Raw genomic sequence first — 21,643 nt, forward strand, 5'->3', positions numbered from 1 at the left:
CAGCGGTGCGGAGGAAGAGACGGTGCGGCATCTGGCGTTGTTGCTCGATCGCGACCGGTACGAGGTCGGCGCGCTCGCCTGCTTCCGGCAGGAGGGCGTGACGGTGCAAGCGCACGTTCTGCTGGAGGCGGCGGGCGTCGCGGTCGATCCCACGCCGTGGAACCTGTCCTTCGAGGATACGGTCAGCCATCTCGCCAGCGTACTGCCGGTCTATGACGTGGTGGTGGCGTGTCAGGACGTGGCCGATGTCGCACCCGCGCTCGAACGCTTGTCGCTGCGGCCCGCGTTGATCGATTTCAGCGCCGAAAATGCATACGGCTGGGGCGTATCCGAATGGCAGCGGCGTCTGGCCACTGCGCTGGTTCAGCGCCCGGCACCGGCGCGGCCGACCGGGCTGTTTCGAAGCTTCTTGCAGGGCGGGTTCGAATGTTCGACGCATCGCCGTGCCGCGGATCGTCAACGGATCGACATGATCGCGGCGAGCCATCACGATCTTCACGCCGAGCATGACTATCGCGAGCTGGCGCGGCACGGCATCGATACGGTCCGGGATGGGGTGCGCTGGCATCTGATCGAAGCCGCGCCTGGCCATTACGACTGGTCGAGCCTCGATCGACAATTGGCCGCCGCGCGGGCTACGGGGACCGAGATGATCTGGGACCTGCTGCATTATGGCTGGCCCGATCACCTCGATATCTGGTCGCCTGCTTTCGTCGAACGCTTCGCCGCGTTCGCCGCCGCCGCCGCCCGTCATATCGGCCCGGCTGCACCCGGCGAGCGCCGCTTCTACGCGCCGGTCAACGAAATCTCGTTTTTCGCCTGGGGCGGGGGCGATGTTGCCTACATGAATCCGTTCGCGCGTGGGCGCGGTTTTGAGCTGAAGGTGCAGCTTGCGCGCGCGAGCATCGCCGCAATGGACGCGATCCTGACGGTCGATCCCGCCGCACGATTCATCCATGCCGACCCGGTCATCAATATTGTTGCCGATCCCGCAACGCCCGAGGATGTGGCCGATGCCTTTGGGCACAGGCATGCGCAATTTCAGGCGTGGGACATGATCGCCGGGCGAGCCTGGCCGCAAATTGGCGGGCGGGCCGATCTGCTCGATATCGTCGGGGTCAATTTCTATCACAACAACCAATGGATGCACCGCGGTGAGACACTGCCGCTCGGGCATCTGCTGGCGCGCCCGTTTCGCGACATGCTGGCGGAAACCTATGCCCGCTACGGATGCCCGATCTTCGTCGCGGAGACGGGGATCGAGGGCGATGCGCGCCCGGCGTGGCTGCGCATGATCCTGAAGGAGGTCGATGCGGCTATCGCAATGGGTGTGCCGGTGGAGGGCGTGTGCCTGTACCCTATCCTCGATCATCCCGGTTGGGACGACGGACGCTATTGCCCGAACGGCCTGCTGACCCACGGACCGACGCGGGAGGAGCGCCGCGCGGACGCGAGGCTTGCCGAGGCGATCGCCGAGGCGCGGCGGCGCTAGAGCAGGTCGCGCGGCACGGTATTGGTCACGTCGCGCCGGAAGATTTCGACCCCATCTTTGAAAGCGGTCAGCGTCTCGCCGACGGTGAACGCGCGCGCGGTCGAGGTCAGAGTGAAGCCGATGCGCAGCTCGCAATTCCAGTCGCCGCGGCGATAGCGGCTGATCCGGCTGCCCGACCAGGATCCGCTATTGGGTGCGCCGCGCGTGATGGTGGCGACGGTGTTGGGGCCAAAGCCCGACAGGATCGTGCCATTCGCGCAAGGGCGGCTCTTGTCGGGCCATGTGCCCGTTACGGTGATGCCGCCGTGGTCCTCCACCGTCTTGACCGCGACATCGCCGCGATCGGGCGCAACGGGCACGCTCTGGATAGGCATGGCGGGTTCGATCAGCGGGGGTGTCCGGATTGGCAGGGTCAGGGCGCTCGCATTGGGGTCGAGCGTCAGCGTCGGGCTGTCGGGCGAGGGCCAGACGAGCGGCCACAGCCCCTCCGAGATCGCGATGCGCAGCCGTTCCCCGGTCTTCAGGCGTTGTGCGAGAAAGCCCAGGTCGATCGTAACATCGACCATCTTGCCGGGGATGAGCGGTTTCGGGGTCGCATGGCCGTCGCGATGCGTCAGGTTGAGGATGCCATAGGCGAGCCGCCACGACGTGCCATCGTGCATCACCTTGCATAGCCGCACCGCGATTTGCGCCACCGGCTTGTCGGCGGCGACGCGTAGCCGCACCCGGGGAACGCCCAGCAACTCTACATCGGCCGGCAGCGGCGCCATGTCATAACAGATCGACGCCGCGTCATCGTGCCGTTGGTCGCCTGGCATCTCGTCCTGACCGAACGGCACCCATTCGGGCGTCGCCAACCCAACTGCATTGTCGGAGCGATGCTGTCGTCGCTTTCCCGCGCCGGGGCGTGGGGCGAGACCGGCATCGGTCAGGTACAGGCGCTGCGCATGGACGTCGGGGGAGGGCCAGACGGCCTCTGCGCCCCATGCACCCGGCGTTGCCCCCGGCGCGGATTGTGCGGGCGTCGCTTCCGGCCGGTAGAAGCGCAACATCGGCTCGTCCATAATGCCCGTCGCCGCGCCGCGCAGCCAGTGCGACCACCAGCGCACTTCCTCATACGCCCAATCGAGCGCCGGGCCGGGGCCACCGAGCCAGGCATAGGTATGGCCCCACGGCCCGACCAATGCCTTGCGTGGGCACTTCAGTTCTTCAAGCAGGCGCGGGACCGAATGGACATAGGCATCGGCCCAGCCGCCGACGATGTAGGTCGGACACGTAATCGCGGCATAATCGAAATGCAGCGATCCATGCCGCCAATAGGCATCCTCGCGCTGATGCCTGGTCCAGCGCGCGATGATCGCGGGCGATGCCTCCAGCCGATCGCGCCACAGCTTTTCCCAACCCGGCCCGGCCACGGCGGGATCGGGCGGGGCGGCCATCACGCCCTTGAAGTTTGCGCCCCATTTGAAATTTGTCAGCCCGAGGCACCCACCGACGAAATGCGCATCGTCGGTGAAGCGCCGGTCGGAGCACGCCATCGGCATGATCGCTTTCAGCGCAGGCGGACGCTGCATCGCGGTCTGCAACGTCGAGAACCCGCCCCATGATATGCCGCGCATCCCGACCGATCCGTTCGACCAGGGCTGCGCCGCCAGCCAGGCGATGATCTCTACGGCATCATCCTGTTCCTGCGCCAGATATTCGTCGCGCAGCAGACCGCCCGAATCGCCCGATCCGCGCAAATCGATCCGCGCGAAGCCGATGCCGTGGCTCGCCAGCGTGTTACCCCAATAACCATCGGGCGCCGAATAGGCGTCGCGGGTGCGATAGGGGATGTATTCGAGCACGACCGGAGCGGGCCGCGTGTCGGCATCGGCGGGCAGCCAGATCTGGCCGCACAGTTCGACCCCGTCGCGCATCTTGATCCGCACGATCTCGAGATGTTTGACGCCGGTTTTGGGAGGAAGCGTCCAGGGTGCCTTGCTGGTCGCGGCGCGCGCGGCGGTGCCGCTGAGTGCAAGCCCCCCAAGCGTGGCGCCAAGAAACTCGCGGCGTGATCCCGACATGCAGATCCCCTTGTAATGGCACGCGTTTCCGGTGCGGCGTGACGCGACGATAGATTTTTGCCGGGCGTCCGCATAGAGGCCGAAGCGATGGCCCGTCCCGACGATCAGCGCGATGTTGTGGCCCGGATCGGGCAGGCCAAGGCGCTGCTTGCGGTCGATCCGCGCCGCGCGGCGGCCTTGGCGCGTACGTTGCCGCCGACGCTCGAAGTGCGTTTTCTGCTTGGTGCGGCGCTTCGGCGCAGTGGTGATGCGGCGGCGGCGCTGGAGGTGCTCACGCCGCTCGCGGTGGCACGACCGGGCGCCTGGGGACCGCATTACGAACAGGGCATGGCGTTGGCGATGCTGGGGCGGGGAACGGAGGCGATCGCCGCGCTGGAACGCGCGACTGCGGCCGAACCGCGTGCAGCGCTCGCCTGGCACGCGCTCGGCGATCTCTACGGCATGACCGATCCGGCGCGCGCGCTAGAGGCGCAGGCGCGGTTGCTGCCGGGCAGTATCGGCGATGCGGCATTTGTGCAGGCCGTGCTGGCGTGGATCGATACGCCGGGCAGCGCGACTGCGGAGGCGCTTCGCGCGCGGTTCGGGGTCGATTTCAACGATCCGGCCGCGCTGCGCCTGCTTGCCGATGTTGCGGTACGCGAGCGGCGCGATGCGGCAGCGAAAGATCTGCTGACGCGCGCCGTCGCGGCCGCTCCGCGGTATGCGCCAGCGCGGTTTCATCGCGCGGTCCTGCTGTTTCGGCTGGAGCGTTTTGTGGAGGCGTCGGCGGTGCTTGAGCCGCTGCTCACGGCTTATGTCGTGGCGCCGCCGGTGCGGGCGCTTCACGCGAGCGCCCTGATGAGCCTGGGCCGCGAGCCCGCCGCGGTCGAAGAGTTCGCGGCGGCGCTCGCCATCACGCCTGCCGATGCCCGTCTGTGGCACGCCTATGGCCATGCGCTGCGCAGCGTCGGGCGGCAAGGAGATGCGGTCGCCGCCTATCGTCATGCGATCGCCATCGAACCGCAATTTGGCGAGGCCTATTGGAGTCTCGCCAATCTCAAGACCTGGCGCTTTGCGGCCGAGGATGTCGCGGCGATACGCGGGTTGCTGGGAGCAAACACGCTAGGCCCCGACGACCGTGCGCATTTGCATTTCGCGCTGGGCAAGGCGTTGGAGGATGCCGCCGACTACGAACCCGCGTTCCAAGAGTATCAAGCGGGAAATGCTGCTCGCCGCGCCGCAACGCCCTACGATGCCGCCGCGCATTCCGCCTTCGTCCAGCGCAGTATCGCCACCTACAGCCCAGCGTTTTTCGCCGAACGCGCCGCGGTCGGGTGTGCCGCGCGCGATCCGATCTTCGTGCTCGGGATGCCGCGCTCGGGTTCCACCTTGCTCGAGCAGATCCTCGCCAGCCACAGCCAGGTCGAGGGTCTGTCGGAGCTGCCCGACATCACGGCGCTCGCCGCGCAGGTGCGCGGGCAGGGCGGGGATACCTATCCGCAATCGCTCGCCGATCTGCCGCCCGCTGCGTTTGCCGAACTTGCGAACGCTTATCTTGAGCGCACCCGGCCCCGCCGCCAGACCGATGCACCGCATTTCGTCGACAAATTCCCCGGCAATTTTCTGCATATCGGCCTGATCCACCTGATCCTGCCGAACGCGCGGATCATCGATGTAAGGCGGCATCCGCTCGCGTGCTGCGTCTCGCTGTTCAAGCAGGGTTTCGCGGCGGGGCAGGGCTATAGCTACGATCTCGCGGATCTCGGACGCTATTATGCCGATTATGTGGCGTTGATGGCGCATGTCGATGTGGTCTTGCCCGGGCGCGTGCATCGGGTGTCGTACGAAGCGTTGGTGGATGCGCCGGAGCGCGAACTTCGTGCCCTGCTGGAGCATGTCGGGCTGGCGTTCGAACCCGGCTGTCTTGCCTTTTTCGAGAATGAGCGCGCGGTGCGCACGCCAAGTTCGGAACAGGTGCGCCAACCGATCTATCGCGACGGGCTCGACCAATGGCGGCATTTCGAGCCCTGGCTGGAGCCACTCAAGGCGGCGCTCGGCACCCTTGCCAACTCACTGGCAATTCGGCAGTGATCGCAATATTGGATGCCCCCATCGAGTAATTTTGCTTTGCGCTTGCCACTAATGGGATGAGCCTCCGCAATTGGGGGGGCGCCTCCAACCGTTCGTCAGCAAAGGGCCACGCAGCCCGGAGCGGCGCAAACGGCGAAGTGACAAGACCGTTCGATAAGGGGGAATCATGACGACTTTGCACCACCAGACCGGCAATTCCGTTCGCCGCACGCCGTTGCTGGCGCTGTTGCTGGCTTCGGGCGCAAGCCTCGCGCTGATCGCGCCGAGCGCCGCCTTCGCGGCATCCGATCCTGCCCCTGCGGCCCCCGCTGCGCAAACCACCGCAGCCGAGCCAACTCAAGCGAAAGATGACACGCTCACCGACATCGTCGTCACCGCCAGTCGGTCGGGTGCCGAGTCGCTGCAGAAGGTGCCGATCGCGGTGTCGGTCGTGAACGTCGATCAGATCACCAAATCGAACCAGGGCAATCTGGTCGATCTCGCCAAATTCACGCCTTCGCTGTCGATCACCGAAGGCGCGCCGGGTTTCAACAAATTCAACATGCGCGGCCTGTCGACCGGCGGCTACGCCTCGTCCGACACGTCGGATCGCACGCTCGTCGCGGTCTATCTCGACGATACGCCGATCTCGCTGCAGGGCCAGACGCCCGACCTGAAGGTCTATGATCTGGAACGCGTCGAAGTCCTGCGCGGGCCGCAGGGCACGCTGTTCGGTGCAGGATCGATGGCGGGTACGATCCGCTTCGTCACGGCTAAGCCCAATCTCACCAAATTCTTCGGCACGGCCGAGGCAGGGATCGCCACGACCGAACATGGCGCGGCCAGCTATAACATCCGCGGGATGGTCAACCTGCCGCTCGTGTCCGACACGCTGGCGGTGCGCGCGAATTTCTATGTTGGCCGCGATGGCGGCTACATCGACAATATCGGGCTGCGCAACAAGCAGAACGCCAATAGCAACAACACCTATCAGGGCCGCGTCGCGGTGCGCTGGACGCCGTCGTCCGACCTGACCGTCGATGGCAGCATCACCTATGAACGCAGCATCGCGCGCGGCCTGAATTCCGCGTTCAGCGGCCTTGCGCCGTACACGATCCTGACCAACGGGCCGGAGGGCACCGACGACCGTTTCCGTCTGTATCAACTGGGCGCGGATTATGACGCAGGCTTTGCCAATCTGATCGTGACGGGCGCTTATACCGACCGCGCGATCGGCTTCGATGCCTCGGTCGAGCCGCAGATCGGCTATTTCTTCCAGGATTACGGGTCGCCGCTCACGCCGCGGACCGATCGTTATCCGCTGTTCGAGGCGCCAACCGCGTATAGCGACGCGCTCGCCCGCTCGCTGCCGCCGGAATATTATCAGATCGACCAGAAGCTGAAGGACTACATGGGCGAGGCGCGGCTCGTCTCGAAGAGCGGCGGGCCGCTCAAATGGACGGTCGGCGTGTTCTACGAACAGCAGGACCGCCATTTGCGGCAGGACATTCCCGTGCCCGGGTTCGACACGCTGTCGTACATGAACACCTTCTACGGTCCGTTCAACGTGCCCGGCGGCCTGTATAACTCGCAGACGGTTGATAAGGCATTCCAGCCGAACGACATCTACTCGGGCTTGCAGGACGTCAACGAACATCAGTTCGCCGCTTATGCCGACTGGACTTGGCACGTCACCGACCGGCTCGATCTGACGGCGGGCGTGCGTTACTTCAACTTCAAGGAAAAATACTATCTATATTCGAGTGGTTTCTACGGCGTCGTCAATGGCGTGCCGCTGACCACCAACGCCACGTTGAAATCGAACGGTTTCAACCCGCGCGGCAACATCTCGTTCAAGGTCAATGACGATTTCCTGGTCTATGGTGAGGTCGCCAAGGGCTTCCGCTATGGCGGCGGCAACCAGCCGGTGCCGCTCGGCTCGGCCGGGATTGCCGGGCAATGCACGAACGATCTCGCCTCCTACGGCTACACCTCTGCACCGTTGACCTTCGGGCCCGACAAGCTGTGGAACTATACGATCGGCGAGAAGGCGAAGCTGGCCGGCGGGCGCGTAACGCTCAACGTCAGCGCCTATTATATCGATTGGTCCGACGTGCAGTCGCGGCTTCGGCTGAACTGCTCGTACTTCTTCACCGATAACAAAGGGAAGATCACCAGCAAGGGTCTGGAACTGGAGACGTCGGTCAAAGCGACGCCCGAACTGACGCTGACGTTGGCGGGATCGTACAACAGCTCGACCGCCAACGGCGACATCCCGACGGTCGGTGCCTTTAATGGCGATCGCACGCCTTACTATCCTCAACTTACCGCGAACTTCCAGGCGTTCTACGATCGTCCGGTCGGTTCCGGCGAGATGCACCTGCAGTTCGGCTATCAGTTCCAATCGTCGCAGAACACGACGTTCAACAACTTTACGACGGCATTGGTTGCAGGCAAGTTGACTGCGACCGGGCCGAGCCAGACCTTTGCCGTCATCCCCGAATCGCACAATCTGAGTGCGTCGGCGACCTACAACATCGGCAATTTCGAATTCGGTGTTTACGGCAACAATCTGGCGAATGGCGTGACGGTGACCAACATTGCGCGTGCGACCTACTATCAGGTCTATCAGGCGGGCAGCCGCAACACGCTGGCGCGTCCACGCACGATCGGTTTGCGCGCAAAGGTCAAATTCTGAGCGCCGCATAACGGGTTAAGGATGATGGGGGGCGGGCGACCGTCCCCTATTTTCTTGCGTGCCAGGCCGCACTTTGGCTGGCGACCAGCTCGATCACGTCGCGCTCCACGATGGCGATGTCGATGACGTGGAAGCCCCAATCGGGGTAAGCGGTATCGCCGACCGTGTCGGGCCCGACGGTTGCCGCGATCAGGTCGGTCGCGGCACCGGGCGTCACTGTCACCGCCAGATAGCCGAACTCGCCGCGTGTGACGCATTCGCCCGAGAGCAGACCCGGCATCCGCACGAAGCGCGTGCCGACGGGCTTGCCGCGCGCGGTCCAGATTGCGGGCTGCCTGAACTGCGCGACGCCGCCCCGCCACCACGGAAAGCCGAGCAGCGGATCGAGCCGGGCGGAGCCGCCCTCCGGCCGCGCGGGATTGGTGCAGCCCGCGACGAGATCGCCCGCGCCCGCGCGCCCGAACAGCGCATTGACGGGCGGCGGGTTGGTGTCGCGATAGCTTGCCCAGGTAACGACGCAGCCGGTCTGCGTCACCGCACGGCACAGCGGTACCGTTTTCAGATCCCCGCCGACGTCGCGCCCGCGCGGGACCAGCACCGCCGTCCCCGGCAGGATCGCCGATAGCATCTGGCGCTGGATCCGCTTGCCGTCGATTTCCTCTATCACCAGCCGTTTCAGCAACGCCGAGCCTTGGCTGTGCCCGATCAGGACGAACGGTCGCCCGTGATTGTCCCGCGCCAGATAGTCGCGAAACGCGGCGCGGACATCGGCATAGGGCGTCTCCAGATCGGCGGCCGACAAGCGCTTCCCTGTCCGCATCGAGTCGCGCAGCGCGGGCAGGGTCACTTGCCGGTACATCGGTGCGAACACACGGCAGACATTGCGGAACGGTGCCGCCTGCGATGCCGCCATCCCGATTTCGCCGTCGCCCGGAATCAAGTCGCTGAGCGGTGTGGGGTCCATTGATGTGGTGGGATAGACGTAGAAGCAGTCGGCGCTCGGCATCGCGCGCCGCATGCGGGGTTCGCGCAGTTGCTTGCCATCAGGCGTCACGATCGTGGCGGCGATATCGCCGCTGCAGGCATCGGCGCGGCCGGGACGGCAAAGCCAGTTCGTCGGTTCGCCATAAACAGGCGGCACCGGTACAGCAGCGGCGAGCAGTAGCGACAGGGCGATCATCGGCGTCAGGCCGCCGCGCTGGCCATTTGCACGCGCGCATCATCCGCCGCGAAGGTCCGAACTGCGGTAAAGTAATGATAGGCCGCCCAGAACCCTGTCAGCGACAGCGCCATCAGCGCATAGCGCAGCGATTCCGCATTGCTGCCAAGCGGCCCGGCCAGCGTGTCGCTGATCCACCCGACGGCGGCGGGTGCGATGATCAGATTGGCGACATTGGCGGTCAGCAGGCTGATCGCCATGCCCTGCGCGCGCATCGTCGGCGGCAGGAAGTTGAGCAGCAGCGCCATCGTCGGGCCGACGTAGAGATAGGCGGTCGGCACCACGAGCCACAGCATCGCCGTCGCGATCGTCAGCGAATGGGTGTAATAGGCGATGAAGGACGGGATCGTGGACAGCGCGACCAAGCCGCTCAACAGCCAGGCGACGCGCTTGGCGTCCTGCATCTGCGGCATGGCGAGGATCACGCCGGTCGCGATCGTCGCGCCGCTGCCCGCCCAGAAATAGATCGTGCCGAGCCGCGCGCCCGCCTCTGCGGTGGACAGGCCGTACTCGCGTTCGAGATAGGTTTGCGTCCACCACAGCAAGCCCCAGCCCCACAGGCAGATCACCGTCCCCGCCGCGTTGATGTGCCAGGCAGAGCGGGTCGACCACATGTAGCGGCACGTTTCGGTGAAGGTGGCCACGGGTGCGCTGTCTTCGGTGACCAGTTCGAAGCGGCCGCGTACCGGCTCGCGCACGGTCAGCAGGATCAGCACGCCGAAGATGACGCCGGGCACGCCGAGCGCGATGAAGGCGGCACGCCAGCTATGAAAATATTCGACGATCGCGCCTGCGAGACTCGACCCCATCCACGCGCCGAGCGGGAGGCCAAGCGCATAGACGGTCAGCGCATAGGCGCGCCGCCCGCGCGGGAAATTGTCGGCGATGATCGACGTGGAGGGGGGCGTGCCGCCGGCCTCGCCGATGCCGACGCCGATTCGCGCGAGCAGGAATTGCCAGTAATTCTGCGTCAGCCCGAGCAATGCGGTCATCGCCGACCACAGGATCATCGCCCCCGCGACGATGTTGCGGCGATTGGACCGGTCGGCAACCTTGGCGATCGGCAGGCCGACGGAGATGTAGAAAAAGGCGAGCGCGACGCCAGTCAGCCAGGCGACGCCCGAATCGCTCAGGCCGAATTCGATACGGATCGGCTCCAGCACCGTCGACACGACGTAGCGATCCGCAATGTTCACCGCATAGACCAGGCCCAGCACCAGCACGACGTACCAGCGTGCCGAATCGAGCCGTGGCGCAGGCGATACCGTCATGAACTCCCCCCTTTTTCAGCCGCATAGCGCGACCATAGATCGGCCAGCGTAGGCGCGTAACTGTTGGGGAGGAAGACCTCGCACGCGTCTTCCGCGAACGGCGCGATCCAGACGGGGACGTGGTGGATCGTCGTCGCGGCGATCATGCCGGGGCCGAAGTCCGGATTTTCGACGTCGAAAAAGCCGCTGATGGTCAGGAGCTCGCGCCAGCCCGGCCCGGTCAGCGTGGCGCGGGTGAGGCCGCCACCGATCGGGGTCAGCGCGCCTCGGTCGCCGATCTGCACGGCGAGCGTGTCGACCGAGGCTGCTCCATCGATCAACCACCAGCGATGCGGCTCGACCGGCAGCAGCCGGACACCCGGCACGGCGGGCGGGGCACCTTCCCACAGATCGAGCACGATCACGTCGCGTGCCGGGGCCAGGGCAAGGGCGACGGGCGGATCAATCACGGTACCGCGCCCCTTCCGCATCGTAGAACATCGGTGTTGTCACCGTGACCCGCGCCGACTGCCCGCGTGTCGGCGAGGATGCCAGCAGGACCTCGCCCGCACGCGCTTTGCCGCCCGCAAGCAGGCCAAGCGCGACCGCACCGTTTCCGATGACGCGCACAGTGGCGGAGGTGACATGCCCCTCGACCGCGGCACCTTCCGAGGCGACCAGCATGGCGCCTTCGGGGATCGGGGTGTCGCTGGTCAGGCCGACGAGCTGCAGCCGGTTCGGCTCCGACAGCGCGGGGCGCGACAGGCCGTGCGCACCGATGAAGCCGCCCGCCTTGCGCAGCATCTGTTCCAGCGACAGATCGTGCGGCGTGGTGCGCCCGTCCGCCTCCGCGCCGATGACGATATGGCCCTTTTCGATGCGCAAGAATTCGAGCGCTTCCAGCCCATAGGGGCAACCCCCGGCGGCGCGTGTCGCTTCTTCCAGTGCGTCCCACACCGGCCCGGCGTCATGCGCCTCGGCATAAATTTCGAAAGCGCGCTCGCCGCTATAGCTTGCTGCCAGGATCAGCACGGGCACGCCCGCGATCGTCACGTGCGACAGGCCCATGTGCGCGGGCGCGGCAATGCCGGTCAGCGCGGCGAGGATGGCAGGCGATTGCGGCCCGGCCAGCGCGATCCCGGCGAAATGCTCCTGCTGCGCAACGATCGAAACCTTCAGATGCGGGGCGAGCACGGCGTGCGCATAACTCAGATGCGCTTCCATCCGATCCGCCCCGCCAGTCGAACTGGTCAGCAGATAGCGCGTCTCGTCGATCCGCCAGACGGTGCCGTCATCCATCACCATGCCGTCTTCCCGCAGCATGAAGGTATAGCGCCCACGCCCGACCGCCAGCTTCGCGACGCCGGTGGCGCAGACGATTTCGAGGAAGGCGGCGGCATCCGGCCCGGTCACCGCAAACTTGGCGAGCGTCGAGACATCGACGATCCCCGCCGCCGTGCGCACCGCGTGCGCCTCCCGCGCTGCGGCGGCGTGCAGCGTCTCGCCATTGACCGGATAGGCGCGCGGGCGATGCCATAGCCCGAGCGGCTGCCACAGCGGCGCGAGCCGCTGGTGGCGCTCGTACAGCGCCAGCTTCCGCGCGGGCGCGGCATGGCCGCCCGCATCGGCACCGGCCAGCGCGCCGAGCGTCAGCGGCGTGAACGGCGGGCGGAAGGTGGTGAGGCCCGCCTGCGGGATCGTAACCCCCGCGACGCTCGCCAGCCGGGCCAGCGCCGCCATGTTGCTGGTCTTGCCCTGGTCGGTCGCCATGCCGAGCGTGGTGTAGCGCTTGAGATGCTCGACCGAGCGATACCCTTCCGCCCAGGCGAGGTCGATGTCGGCGGCGGTCACGTCGTTCTGGAAATCGACGAAGCTGTGCTTAGGATCGGGCAGGTCGGCGGGGAGGGGGGCGATCTCCGGGATGTCCCCAGCCGCCGCGCCGACGCTGGTGATGACTTGCGGTGTCGCGCCTGGAACGAACGCCTGCACCTCCTCGCGCCAGTCGAGCTTGCCGCCCGCTTGGCTGTGCAGGTGGACGAGCGGCGTGAAACCGCCCGACATCGCGAGCAGGTCGGCGTCGAACCGCCGCGTCGCGCCACCGATGCGGGCGGTGACGCTGGCGAGGTGCTGGCTGCGCCCCTTGGTCGCGATCGGGCTGGCATCGGTGAAGCGCGGAAAGCGGCTGGCGGGGCCGTCGCTGCGGGAATCGAGGATCGCGACGATCTCGCCGCCGGCCGCCGCCACCGCCTCGGCAGTCGCATAGGCGTCGTCGTTATTAGTCGCGATGACGACGCGCTGGCCGGGCAGCACCTGGAAGCGCTCGATATAGGTCCGCACCGCCTGCGACAGCATCACGCCGGGGCGGTCGTTCCCGGCAAAGGTCAGCGGCCGCTCGATCGCGCCGGTCGCGAGTACGATCCGTTTCGCGCGGACGTGCCACAGCCGCTGCGTCGGTTTGCCTGGGGCAGGGGCTTGGCCCGCCTCGACCAAGCGCTCGACCAAAGTGGCGAAGCCGTGATCCCAAAGGCCCGATGCGGTGGTGCGGGTCAGAATGCGCACGCCCTCGACCAGCCCGTGCAGCCGCGCTTGCTGTTCGACCAGGATGACGCGCTCGCCCGCCGCCTGCGCGGCGCGAGCAGCTTCGATCCCGCTTTCCCCGCCGCCGACCACCAGCACGTCGCAAAACGCCGCGCGATGTTCATAAGCGTCGGGGTCCGCCTGGGTGGGCGGCCTGCCCAACCCGGCGGCGCGGCGGATGAACTTTTCATAGATCATCCAGCGCGAGGCTGGGCCGAAGAAGGTCTTGTAATAAAAGCCTGCGCTCAGGAACGGCGCGCCGAGACCGTTGATCGCGCCCAGATCGAACGCCAGGCTCGGCCAGCGGTTCTGGCTGACCGCGACCAGCCCGTCATAGACCAACAGGTCGGTCGCGCGCGTGTTCGGTTCGCGCCGTCCGCTTTCGCCGACGGTGACGAGGGCGTTGGGGTCTTCGACCCCCGCGCCCATGATCCCGCGCGGGCGGTGATATTTGAAGCTGCGCGCGATGCGGCTCATGCCGTTGGCCAGCAACGCCGCAGCCAGCGTGTCGCCGGGGCGGGCGCGGTACTCGACCCCGTCGAAGCGGAAGCGCAGCGTCGGCTCGGGCCCACCGGAAATGCGCGACGGGCCGCTCATCGACCGTATTCCGCGACCGAGACGATCGCGTGGCTGATGCGGTCGCGCTCCAGCACGATCCACTGGCGGCAGCCGAAACTGTGCCGCCACAACTCGCTATCCACGCCGCGCGGGTTGGTACGGGCATAGAGCCGCGCAACCGTTTCCTCGGCAGTCATGTCGAGCGTGACGATCGAATCCAGCGTGCGTTCGTACACGAACTCGACCTGCGCGCGCGGGCCGCAAAGGGGGCAATCGATCTGCAGCATCAGCGCAATTGCGGCATCACGCCGACCCCCGCCTCGTCGATCGTCGCGCCGCGCGCGAAGCGATCGACGCCGAACGGCGCGGCGAGTCTGTGGCTCTCGCCCGTCGCCAGCAGGTGCGCGTAGCACCAGCCCGACGCCGGGGTCGCCTTGAACCCGCCATAGCACCAGCCGCCGTTGAGATAGAGATTGTCGACGGGCAGCGCGGAAATGATCGGGGATCCGTCGAAGCTCATGTCGGTCGTCCCCGACCAGCACCGCACCATGCGCAGCCGCGACAAAGCGGGGACCAGGGCAATCGCCTCCGCCGCCGCTTTCTCGATCCGCGTCGGCAGGCCGCGCTGTGCATAGCTCGGGAATTGATCGGGATCGCCACCCAGCACGATGCCGCCCTTGTCGGACTGGCTGATGTAGCAATGCAGCGACTGCGACATGATCACCGTGTCGATCATCGGCTTGACCGGTTCGGTGACGAAGGCCTGCAGCGTCTGCGCCTCGATCGGCAGCTTCAGGCCCGCCATCGCCGCGACCGGCCCGCTATTGCCCGCGACGCAGATGCCGACCCGCCCCGCGCCGATGGGGCCGCGCGTCGTCTCCACCCCGGTGACGCGCCCGCCCTGCATGGCGAAGCCGGTGACTTCGCAACGCTGGATCACATCGACGCCCAGCGCATCGGCGGCGCGGGCATAGCCCCAGGCGACCGCATCGTGCCGTGCGGTGCCGCCGCGTCGCTGGATCATCCCGCCGTGGATCGGGAAGCGCGCGTTCGGTGACATGTCGAGCAGTGGGACGAGCTTGTGGACCTGATCGCGCGTCAGCAGCTCGGCGTCGATCCCGTCGCAGCGCAGAGCGTCCCCGCGCTGCGCCAGCATCGTCATGTCGCTGTCGCTATGCCCTAAGAACAGTGCGCCACGCGGCGAGAACATCACGTTGTAGTTCAGTTCGTCGCTCATCCCCTCCCACAGGGTGAGACCGAAGTCGAACAGGTCGTGCAATGGCTTCTGCCGGTAATTCGACCGCACGATCGTGGTGTTGCGCCCGGTATTGCCGCCGCCGATCCAACCCTTCTCCAGCACCGCCACATTGCGGATGCCGTGGACCTTTGCGAGATAGTAAGCGGTCGACAGGCCATGCCCGCCGCCGCCGATGACGATCACGTCGTACTGTTTCTTCGGCTCCGGATCGCGCCACGCTCGGTCCCAGCCGCGCTGACCGTTCAGTCCGGCCTTGAGCAGCGCCAGCGCCGAATAGCGCTTCATGCCGCGACCCCGGCGGTCCAGCCGCGCCGTTCGCGCCAGTCAGGCTCTAGATCCTTGAAACGGGCGAGGCCCAATTTAGCGATGTCGGCGAAGGAACAGGTGCCGTCGATCACCAGATCGCGAATGGCGTGGCCGCTTGCCGGGGACAGGCCGAAGCCGACGCCCGACATGGTCGCGACGGTCACATTGCCGGGGTCGCTCAGCCGGTCGAGGATCGGACGGCCGTCGGGTGTATTCTCGATCACGCCAGCCCAGGATCGGATGACGTTCAGCTGCGCCGCGCGCGGGAACATCTCGGCGACGCGCCGCGCGAGGTTACGCACCAGCGGCGAGGTCGGGCGTGCCTTCGGCCCGGTCGGCTCCATGTCGATCCATTCATGCGGGCCGCCGCCGAACGCGAGATTGCCGCGCAGCGTCTGGCGCCCGTACAGTCCGTTGCCATCCACCCCGCCGATCTTCATCAGCGGCGCGGGTTCGGTGACGATCATTTCCGCACGCGCCGAGGCGAGCGGGAAATCGATGCCAAGAGGATCGAGCAACATCCCCGATTGCGGGCCTGCTGCGACGACCAGGGCATCGCACGCGATCCGCCCGCGCGGGGTTTGCACTGCCGTCGCCTTGCCACCCACCGTCTCGATCGACAGCGCGGGGCAATGCTGCAGGATGCGCCCGCCCAGGTCCTGCAGCGCCCAGGCATAGGCCTGCACCGTCCGCTGCGGATTGGCATGGCCGCCGAAACGCAGGTGGATGCCGCCGAGACACGTCTCGTCGGTCAGCGGCACCGCTTCCTGCGCTTGCTTGGAATCGAGATCGTTGACCGGATAGCCCATCGCGCTACACATCCGCCCGACCGCGCGATAATGGTCGAGCAGATGCGGGTCGCGCTGGATGATGATGCGTTCGCGCTGATATTCGGTGGGGTAGCCGAGCAGATCGTCCATCTGCGGCCACATCCGTTGCTCCTCGGCGAACAAAGGACTCTGGTAATGCGATGCGCCACCGCCATTGCGGCCCGACGCCTCCCAACCGACAATGCCCTTGTCGATCACCACGACGTCGAGGCCGGATTGCGCCAGCCACCATGCGGCGCTGAGACCCGTGACGCCCGCGCCGATTACGACGACCGACGCGCCCGACGGAGCGTCCGGCTCAGACATGCATGTTGCCGCCGAGGCCAGCGACATGCTCGGCCTCCTCCGGCGTGCCGATCACGGCATAGGGGGTCCATTGCGTCGGGATGCCGAACCACACGTCCCACCCCGCCGCCATGTCGCCACGCTCCTGCCAGTCGGCGAGCACGGCGAGCGGCACCGGGCGGACGGGCGCGCGGTAGCTGGCCATCGGCACCGCGCTCAGCGGCACCTTTTGCTCCGCCGCGAGCAGACAGGCGACCTGATCGCGGCAACGGCGGCCCTGGCACTGCCCCATGCCCGCGCGGGTCAGCCGCTTGATCTGGTCAGGATGCGCGGGACCATCGTTGAGCAGCGAGGAGAGTGTGCGCGCTGCCATTGCCTCGGGCCGGTCGAGATAGTGTGGGGGCTGTACGCCGATCAGGTCGGCGCGGGTCACGTCCTCGCACTGGCAGACGATCGTGTCCGGCGCTGCGTGGCGGGCGAGGGCTGCGGCCCAGGCCTGGAGATAGGCCGCGTCGGGGCGCTGCGCCGTGGCGGCGTCGCCGATCAGGGTGATGGTTTCGCCCGGGGCAATCCCTGCGGCGTCGAGCAGTTCGGTTGCTGGCGTAACGCCCAAGGCGAGCACGATCGTGTCGCAGACGAGCTCGGTCGAACCGTCGTTTCCCAGAGGAGCGTTGAGAGAAGCAAGAGTGACCCCCTCGACCCCATCAATTCCCCCCTTGGTCGCCGCGATCGTCGTACCAAGGTAAATCGGAATCCCCGACGCCCGCACCTGCGCGGCGCGCTCGGCCGGGCCCTGGATCGTGTCCGCGACCTCGACCACCGCCGCGACCTCGATGCCGTGCGCATGGGCGGTCAGTGCCGTCTCCAGCCCCAGCGCGCCCGACCCCAGCACAACGATGCGGCGGCTGGACAGCGCCTCATAGCGGCTGGCGAGCGCGGCGAAGCCCTGCGCGCCCATCACGCCCGGCTGGTTCCAACCCGGAAACCCCAGCACGACGTCGCGCGCGCCGGTCGCAAGCAGCAGCCGGTCGAAGCCGACCATCATCGCCCCCTCGCCATCGGCGATGCCGAGCAGCGGTTCGGGCAATGCGCGCATCGCCGGGCCATTGACGTACAGGCCCCAGGCAACCGTGCCGAGCCGCACATCGACGTGCAGGTCGAACGCTTCCTCCAGATCGGGATTGGCGCCGAACAGCTGTTCCAGCATCCGCCCGCTCTGCTGCACGGCGGCGGTGGCGCGACCGCCGAAGAAATAGGGCACGTCGGTGCCGATCAGGCTGCCGCGCACCGGATGCTCGTCGATCAGCAGGACGCTCTCGCCCGCCTTGGAGGCAGCAATCGCGGCGCTCGTCCCGGCATGGCCAGCGCCGACCACCACCAGATCGAAATGCGCCTCGGCGCTTGGGATTTTGTTGTCAAGCGCATGACGGTCGCGCAGCGGCACCACGTTCATATCGCCTCCAGCGCTTGTGCAAGGTCTGCGATCAGATCGTCGACATGTTCGATCCCGATCGACACGCGCAGCGTCGCATCGGTGATGCCGCCTGCTGCGCGTTCCTCCGGGCGGATCGCATAATGGGTCGTCGTCGCGGGGTGGGTGATCAGCGTTTCCGATCCACCCAGACTGACCGCAAAGCGCAACAGCCGCAGCCGGTCGAGGAAGCGGAACGCCTCTGCCTCGCCGCCGACCACCGCGAAGGAAAAGGTCGATCCGGCCGCCTTGCATTGCCGGTCGTACACCGCGCGCTGCGGCGTACCTTCGGCCAGGAAACCGAGATAGGTGATGCCAGCGACCTTGGGGTGGTCGCGCAGATATTCTGCAACAGCAAGCGCATTGGCCATCGCGCGTTCGACGCGCAGGTGGACCGTTTCCATCGAGCGCAGCAGCAGCCAGGCCGAGTAGGGATCCAGATGGCTGCCGAGCGTGGTGCGCAGCAGCCGCAGCGGCGCGACCAAAGCCTCGCGTCCCGACACGCCGCCCGCCATCAAATCGCTGTGTCCGCCGCAATATTTGGTCAGGCTGGTCATGCACAGATCAGCACCGAGTTCGATCGGTCGCTGCATCGAGGGGCCGAGCAGGGTGTTATCGACCACCACCAGCGGGCGCGTGCCGGTGCGCACGCCGACCGCCTCGGCGATCCCGACGACCATAGCGATATCGACGATCGCGGCGGTCGGGTTGGCCGGGCTCTCCACCACGATCAGCTTGAGCGGGCCCTTGGTCAGCGCGGCCTCGACTGTCGCCTCGACGCTGGCGCGGTCGCATCCGTCGGTAAATTCGGCGTGGCTGATGCCAAATTCCGGCAGCATCATCGTGTAGAGTCCGTTGGTGCCGCCATAAATCGGCCGGCTGAACACTACGCTGTCGCCGGGGCGCAGATGCGCGAGCGCGATCGCGCTGTGGGTCGCCATGCCGCTGTTGAACACCGCCGCTGCTTCCGCACCGTCCAGCGCCGCCAGCCGCTGTTCGACCATGTCGAGCCCGGGGTGGCCGAGCCGCGTATAGATGTGCCCCGGCCGCCCGACCTCCGGCCCGGTGCCGTCGAAATAGGCTTCGTGAATATCCTTCGCCTGCCGTGCCGAGGCATAAGCGAAGGTCGAGGTCATGTAGATCGGCGGCTTGGCCGCGTTCGAAGCGCTGGCCGGATCATAGCCCGCGCGCACCGCCAGCGTTTCCGGGCGCCAGGTGCCGTGCGCGTCCTCGCTCACGCCGCCGCTCGATCGAGATAATCGGCGGCGCGCGCGCAATACCAATCGACGAAGCGCAACGTCAGCGATTCCGCATCGGGGCTATAGGGGCCGGGCGTGTAGCCAGGGGAATTGACGCCGAGCTGGTTGTTCTCGGCGAATTCCTTGTCCTGCAGATTGGTCTGCGTCCACAGATGCGTCAGCGTGTCGAGGTCGTAATCGACACCCTCCACCGCATCCTCATGCACCAGCCATTTGGATACGACATGCGTCTCGGTCGGCGAGACCGGGATTGCGGTGAAGGCGAAGGTATATTCGCTGGTCGAATGGCAGAAATTGTTGGGCTCGACTGCCCAACGCAGCGACCCGGTGTCGCCGCCGCCCAGGTCGTTCATCAATTTCTTGACGTTGAAGGTGCCGTCTGTGGTCATCGCGACGGTGCCGTCGTTGAGCGGGAAGCGCACCGCCTGCCACCAATCCTCGCCCGCCGGGCCGATCGGCATGCCGAGTTGCTTCATCCGCGCTTCGAACCGCGTCGCGGTGTCGTCGGGGAAATCGAAATAGGCCGATGCGTTGATCGGGAAGGTCCGCGCCAGTTCGGGATGACCGGCCGCGCAATGGTAGCATTCGCGCCCATTCTCCATCACCAGCTTCCAATTGGCATATTCGACCAGCGTCGATTGATGCGCGAGCTTGGCGCGGTGCAGATTGTGCGGCGCGAGCAGCGGGGTCAGGTCGCGCCGCATCACGCTGATGTCGGGCGGCGTTTCGGCCAGGCAGATGAAGATCGCCCCGGCGATTCGCTCCAGATGCACCGGCTTCAGGCTGTGCTCGCTCTTCTGGAAATCCTCCGGCATCCGGCTGGCGGCGAGCAGGCGTCCGTCGAGGCCATAGGTCCAGCTATGGTAGGGGCACACCAGCCGGGCCGCGCTGCCCTGACCGGGCTTGCACAGGATCGATCCGCGGTGGCGGCAGCTGTTGTGAAACGCGCGGATTTCGCCGTCGCGGCCATGCACGATGATGACCGGCCAGCGCCCGACCAGGAAGGAGATGTAATCGCCCGGGTTGCGCAGTTCCGCCTCGAATCCGGCGAACAGCCAGGACGTGCCGAAGATCGCGGCAAGGTCGAATTCGAATGCTTCGTTGCCGGTGTAGAAAGCGCGGGGCAGCGAATGGCCCGCAGGGCGCGCGCGCAACAGCGCCGAAATATCCCCCAGATCCAAGTGCCGCCTCCGTAATCCGATCGGCAATCACTGGCATGGGCAGGGCGCACGGCTGAAATCGCATTTGCGCATGGCGGCATCCAAAAACCTGCAACCCTTTGGACCGCGTGAGGCACGGCGTTGCATCTCGGGAAAAAACGCGCTTGGTATCGAATTTGGGCATGAGCCCTGCAACGGAGTGGATACCGATCGCACGTACGTCGCCTGTCAATCGGCGCTGGTTGCCGCTCAATGCGCTGCGCGCGTTCGATGCGGTGGGGCAGCGGCTGAGCTTTACGGCGGGGGCGCAGGCGCTCAACGTCAGCCAGAGCGCGGTCAGCCGCCATGTCATCAGCCTAGAGGAGTTGCTGGGGCATAAGCTGTTCGACCGCTCCGGCCAGACGCTGGCGCTGACCGCGGCGGGCAAGGCGCTACTGCCCGAAGTGAGCAAGTCGTTCGACCGGCTCGAACAGACGATGAACGCGATTTGCGCCAATCCCAACGCCAACCGCCCGATCCGCATCCACATTCCGCCGACGCTGTTGCAGCAGGTCGTGATGCCGATGATCCGGGCGTTTCGGGCGGAACATCCCGAGATCCGGATTGACATCTCGAGCTCGGGCGCGGTCGGCCTGCCGGCGACCGAAACCGACATGGCGATCGTGTTCGACCGGCCCAATATCGATGACCGGGTGACCGATCTGCTGTGGATGGTCCGCGTCGCGCCCGTCAGCTCGCCGCAGACGGCGGAGCGCCACGCGGGCAAGTCGCTCGAACAGTTCCTCGCCGACAATGACTTGCTGCACGTGAAGCTGGAGGATCAGCCGCGCGGTCTGCTGTGGAGCACCTATGCCGATCAGTGCCGTATTGCGCTCGACGCCGACCGCGGCCTCGCGTTCGATTCCAACGCTTTGGCAGTGAGCTATGCGATGCACTCGGATGGCGTGGCGCTTGCCGATATCGACATGTTTGCGGAGGAAATTGCCGCCGGGCGGCTGGTCGTGCCGTACGACACCGTTATCAATGACGGGTTCGGCTATTATCTCAAACTCCGCGCCGACGATCTTGCCGATCCGACGATCAGCCTGGTGCGCAGCTGGCTGATCGCGCATTTCGCCGCGCGCCAAGGTGAAACCGCCGACGCGGAATGAGCTTATGCCAAGAT

15 protein-coding genes are annotated in these 21,643 nt (G+C 66.5%); 4 read left to right on the forward strand and 11 right to left on the reverse strand.

The window, feature by feature from the left end; translation table 11 throughout:
• Positions 1-22 precede the first annotated feature (22 nt).
• A complete protein-coding gene (locus tag AB5I39_RS11385) occupies positions 23-1,492 on the forward strand; it encodes a hypothetical protein (protein WP_404366711.1) in 1,470 nt (489 codons plus the stop codon).
• Here AB5I39_RS11385 and AB5I39_RS11390 read toward each other — a convergent pair.
• Positions 1,489-3,558, reverse strand: a complete 2,070-nt coding sequence (locus AB5I39_RS11390; RefSeq protein ID WP_404366714.1) for a CocE/NonD family hydrolase — start codon at positions 3,556-3,558, stop codon at positions 1,489-1,491. The genes AB5I39_RS11385 and AB5I39_RS11390 overlap by 4 nt on opposite strands.
• 87 nt (positions 3,559-3,645) lie before the next feature.
• Between AB5I39_RS11390 and AB5I39_RS11395 the strand changes: the two genes are divergently transcribed.
• The gene (locus tag AB5I39_RS11395) at positions 3,646-5,628 is read left to right on the forward strand and encodes a sulfotransferase (RefSeq protein ID WP_404366717.1); all 1,983 of its coding nucleotides are present in this window, start codon (positions 3,646-3,648) and stop codon (positions 5,626-5,628) included.
• Positions 5,629-5,794: 166 nt separating this feature from the next.
• The gene (locus tag AB5I39_RS11400; protein WP_404366720.1) at positions 5,795-8,305 is read left to right on the forward strand and encodes a TonB-dependent receptor; all 2,511 of its coding nucleotides are present in this window, start codon (positions 5,795-5,797) and stop codon (positions 8,303-8,305) included.
• A gap of 46 nt (positions 8,306-8,351) precedes the next feature.
• Here AB5I39_RS11400 and AB5I39_RS11405 read toward each other — a convergent pair whose 3' ends face one another.
• From AB5I39_RS11405 to AB5I39_RS11450, 10 genes are read right to left on the reverse strand one after another with little or no spacing between them, the layout of a single operon-like run.
• On the reverse strand, positions 8,352-9,485 hold the full coding sequence (locus tag AB5I39_RS11405) for a DUF3089 domain-containing protein (protein ID WP_404366723.1): 1,134 nt from the start codon (positions 9,483-9,485) through the stop codon (positions 8,352-8,354).
• A gap of 5 nt (positions 9,486-9,490) precedes the next feature.
• Positions 9,491-10,795, reverse strand: coding sequence for a spinster family MFS transporter (locus tag AB5I39_RS11410; protein ID WP_404366726.1), 1,305 nt, complete (start codon positions 10,793-10,795; stop codon positions 9,491-9,493).
• Positions 10,792-11,244 carry a sarcosine oxidase subunit gamma gene (locus AB5I39_RS11415; protein ID WP_404366729.1) on the reverse strand — a complete coding sequence of 151 codons (453 nt, stop codon included), beginning with the start codon at positions 11,242-11,244 and terminating at the stop codon, positions 10,792-10,794. The genes AB5I39_RS11410 and AB5I39_RS11415 overlap by 4 nt, the downstream gene beginning before the upstream one ends.
• Entirely contained in the window at positions 11,237-13,948 is a 2,712-nt protein-coding gene (locus AB5I39_RS11420; protein ID WP_404366732.1) for a 2Fe-2S iron-sulfur cluster-binding protein, read from the reverse strand. Before AB5I39_RS11420 ends, AB5I39_RS11415 begins: the two co-directional genes overlap by 8 nt.
• Positions 13,945-14,196 (reverse strand): sarcosine oxidase subunit delta, encoded by a 252-nt coding sequence (locus AB5I39_RS11425; protein WP_404366735.1) that lies wholly within the window; start codon positions 14,194-14,196, stop codon positions 13,945-13,947. Before AB5I39_RS11425 ends, AB5I39_RS11420 begins: the two co-directional genes overlap by 4 nt.
• Positions 14,196-15,452 (reverse strand): sarcosine oxidase subunit beta family protein, encoded by a 1,257-nt coding sequence (locus AB5I39_RS11430; protein WP_404366737.1) that lies wholly within the window; start codon positions 15,450-15,452, stop codon positions 14,196-14,198. Before AB5I39_RS11430 ends, AB5I39_RS11425 begins: the two co-directional genes overlap by 1 nt.
• Positions 15,449-16,609 carry an NAD(P)/FAD-dependent oxidoreductase gene (locus AB5I39_RS11435; protein ID WP_404366740.1) on the reverse strand — a complete coding sequence of 387 codons (1,161 nt, stop codon included), beginning with the start codon at positions 16,607-16,609 and terminating at the stop codon, positions 15,449-15,451. Before AB5I39_RS11435 ends, AB5I39_RS11430 begins: the two co-directional genes overlap by 4 nt.
• Complete coding sequence (locus AB5I39_RS11440; protein WP_404366743.1) at positions 16,602-18,041, reverse strand: FAD-dependent oxidoreductase; 1,440 nt, start codon at positions 18,039-18,041, stop codon at positions 16,602-16,604. Before AB5I39_RS11440 ends, AB5I39_RS11435 begins: the two co-directional genes overlap by 8 nt.
• Positions 18,038-19,297, reverse strand: a complete 1,260-nt coding sequence (locus tag AB5I39_RS11445; protein WP_404366746.1) for a cystathionine gamma-synthase family protein — start codon at positions 19,295-19,297, stop codon at positions 18,038-18,040. Before AB5I39_RS11445 ends, AB5I39_RS11440 begins: the two co-directional genes overlap by 4 nt.
• A complete protein-coding gene (locus AB5I39_RS11450; protein WP_404366749.1) occupies positions 19,294-20,499 on the reverse strand; it encodes an aromatic ring-hydroxylating dioxygenase subunit alpha in 1,206 nt (401 codons plus the stop codon). The genes AB5I39_RS11445 and AB5I39_RS11450 overlap by 4 nt, the downstream gene beginning before the upstream one ends.
• A gap of 161 nt (positions 20,500-20,660) precedes the next feature.
• On the opposite strand from AB5I39_RS11450, the gene AB5I39_RS11455 reads away from it, so the two are divergent.
• The gene (locus AB5I39_RS11455; RefSeq protein ID WP_404366752.1) at positions 20,661-21,629 is read left to right on the forward strand and encodes a LysR family transcriptional regulator; all 969 of its coding nucleotides are present in this window, start codon (positions 20,661-20,663) and stop codon (positions 21,627-21,629) included.
• The last annotated feature ends 14 nt before the right edge of the window (positions 21,630-21,643 follow it).

The sequence above is a fragment of the Sphingomonas sp. MMS24-J45 genome (assembly GCF_044881195.1).
In the GTDB taxonomy this organism is placed as follows: domain Bacteria; phylum Pseudomonadota; class Alphaproteobacteria; order Sphingomonadales; family Sphingomonadaceae; genus Sphingomonas.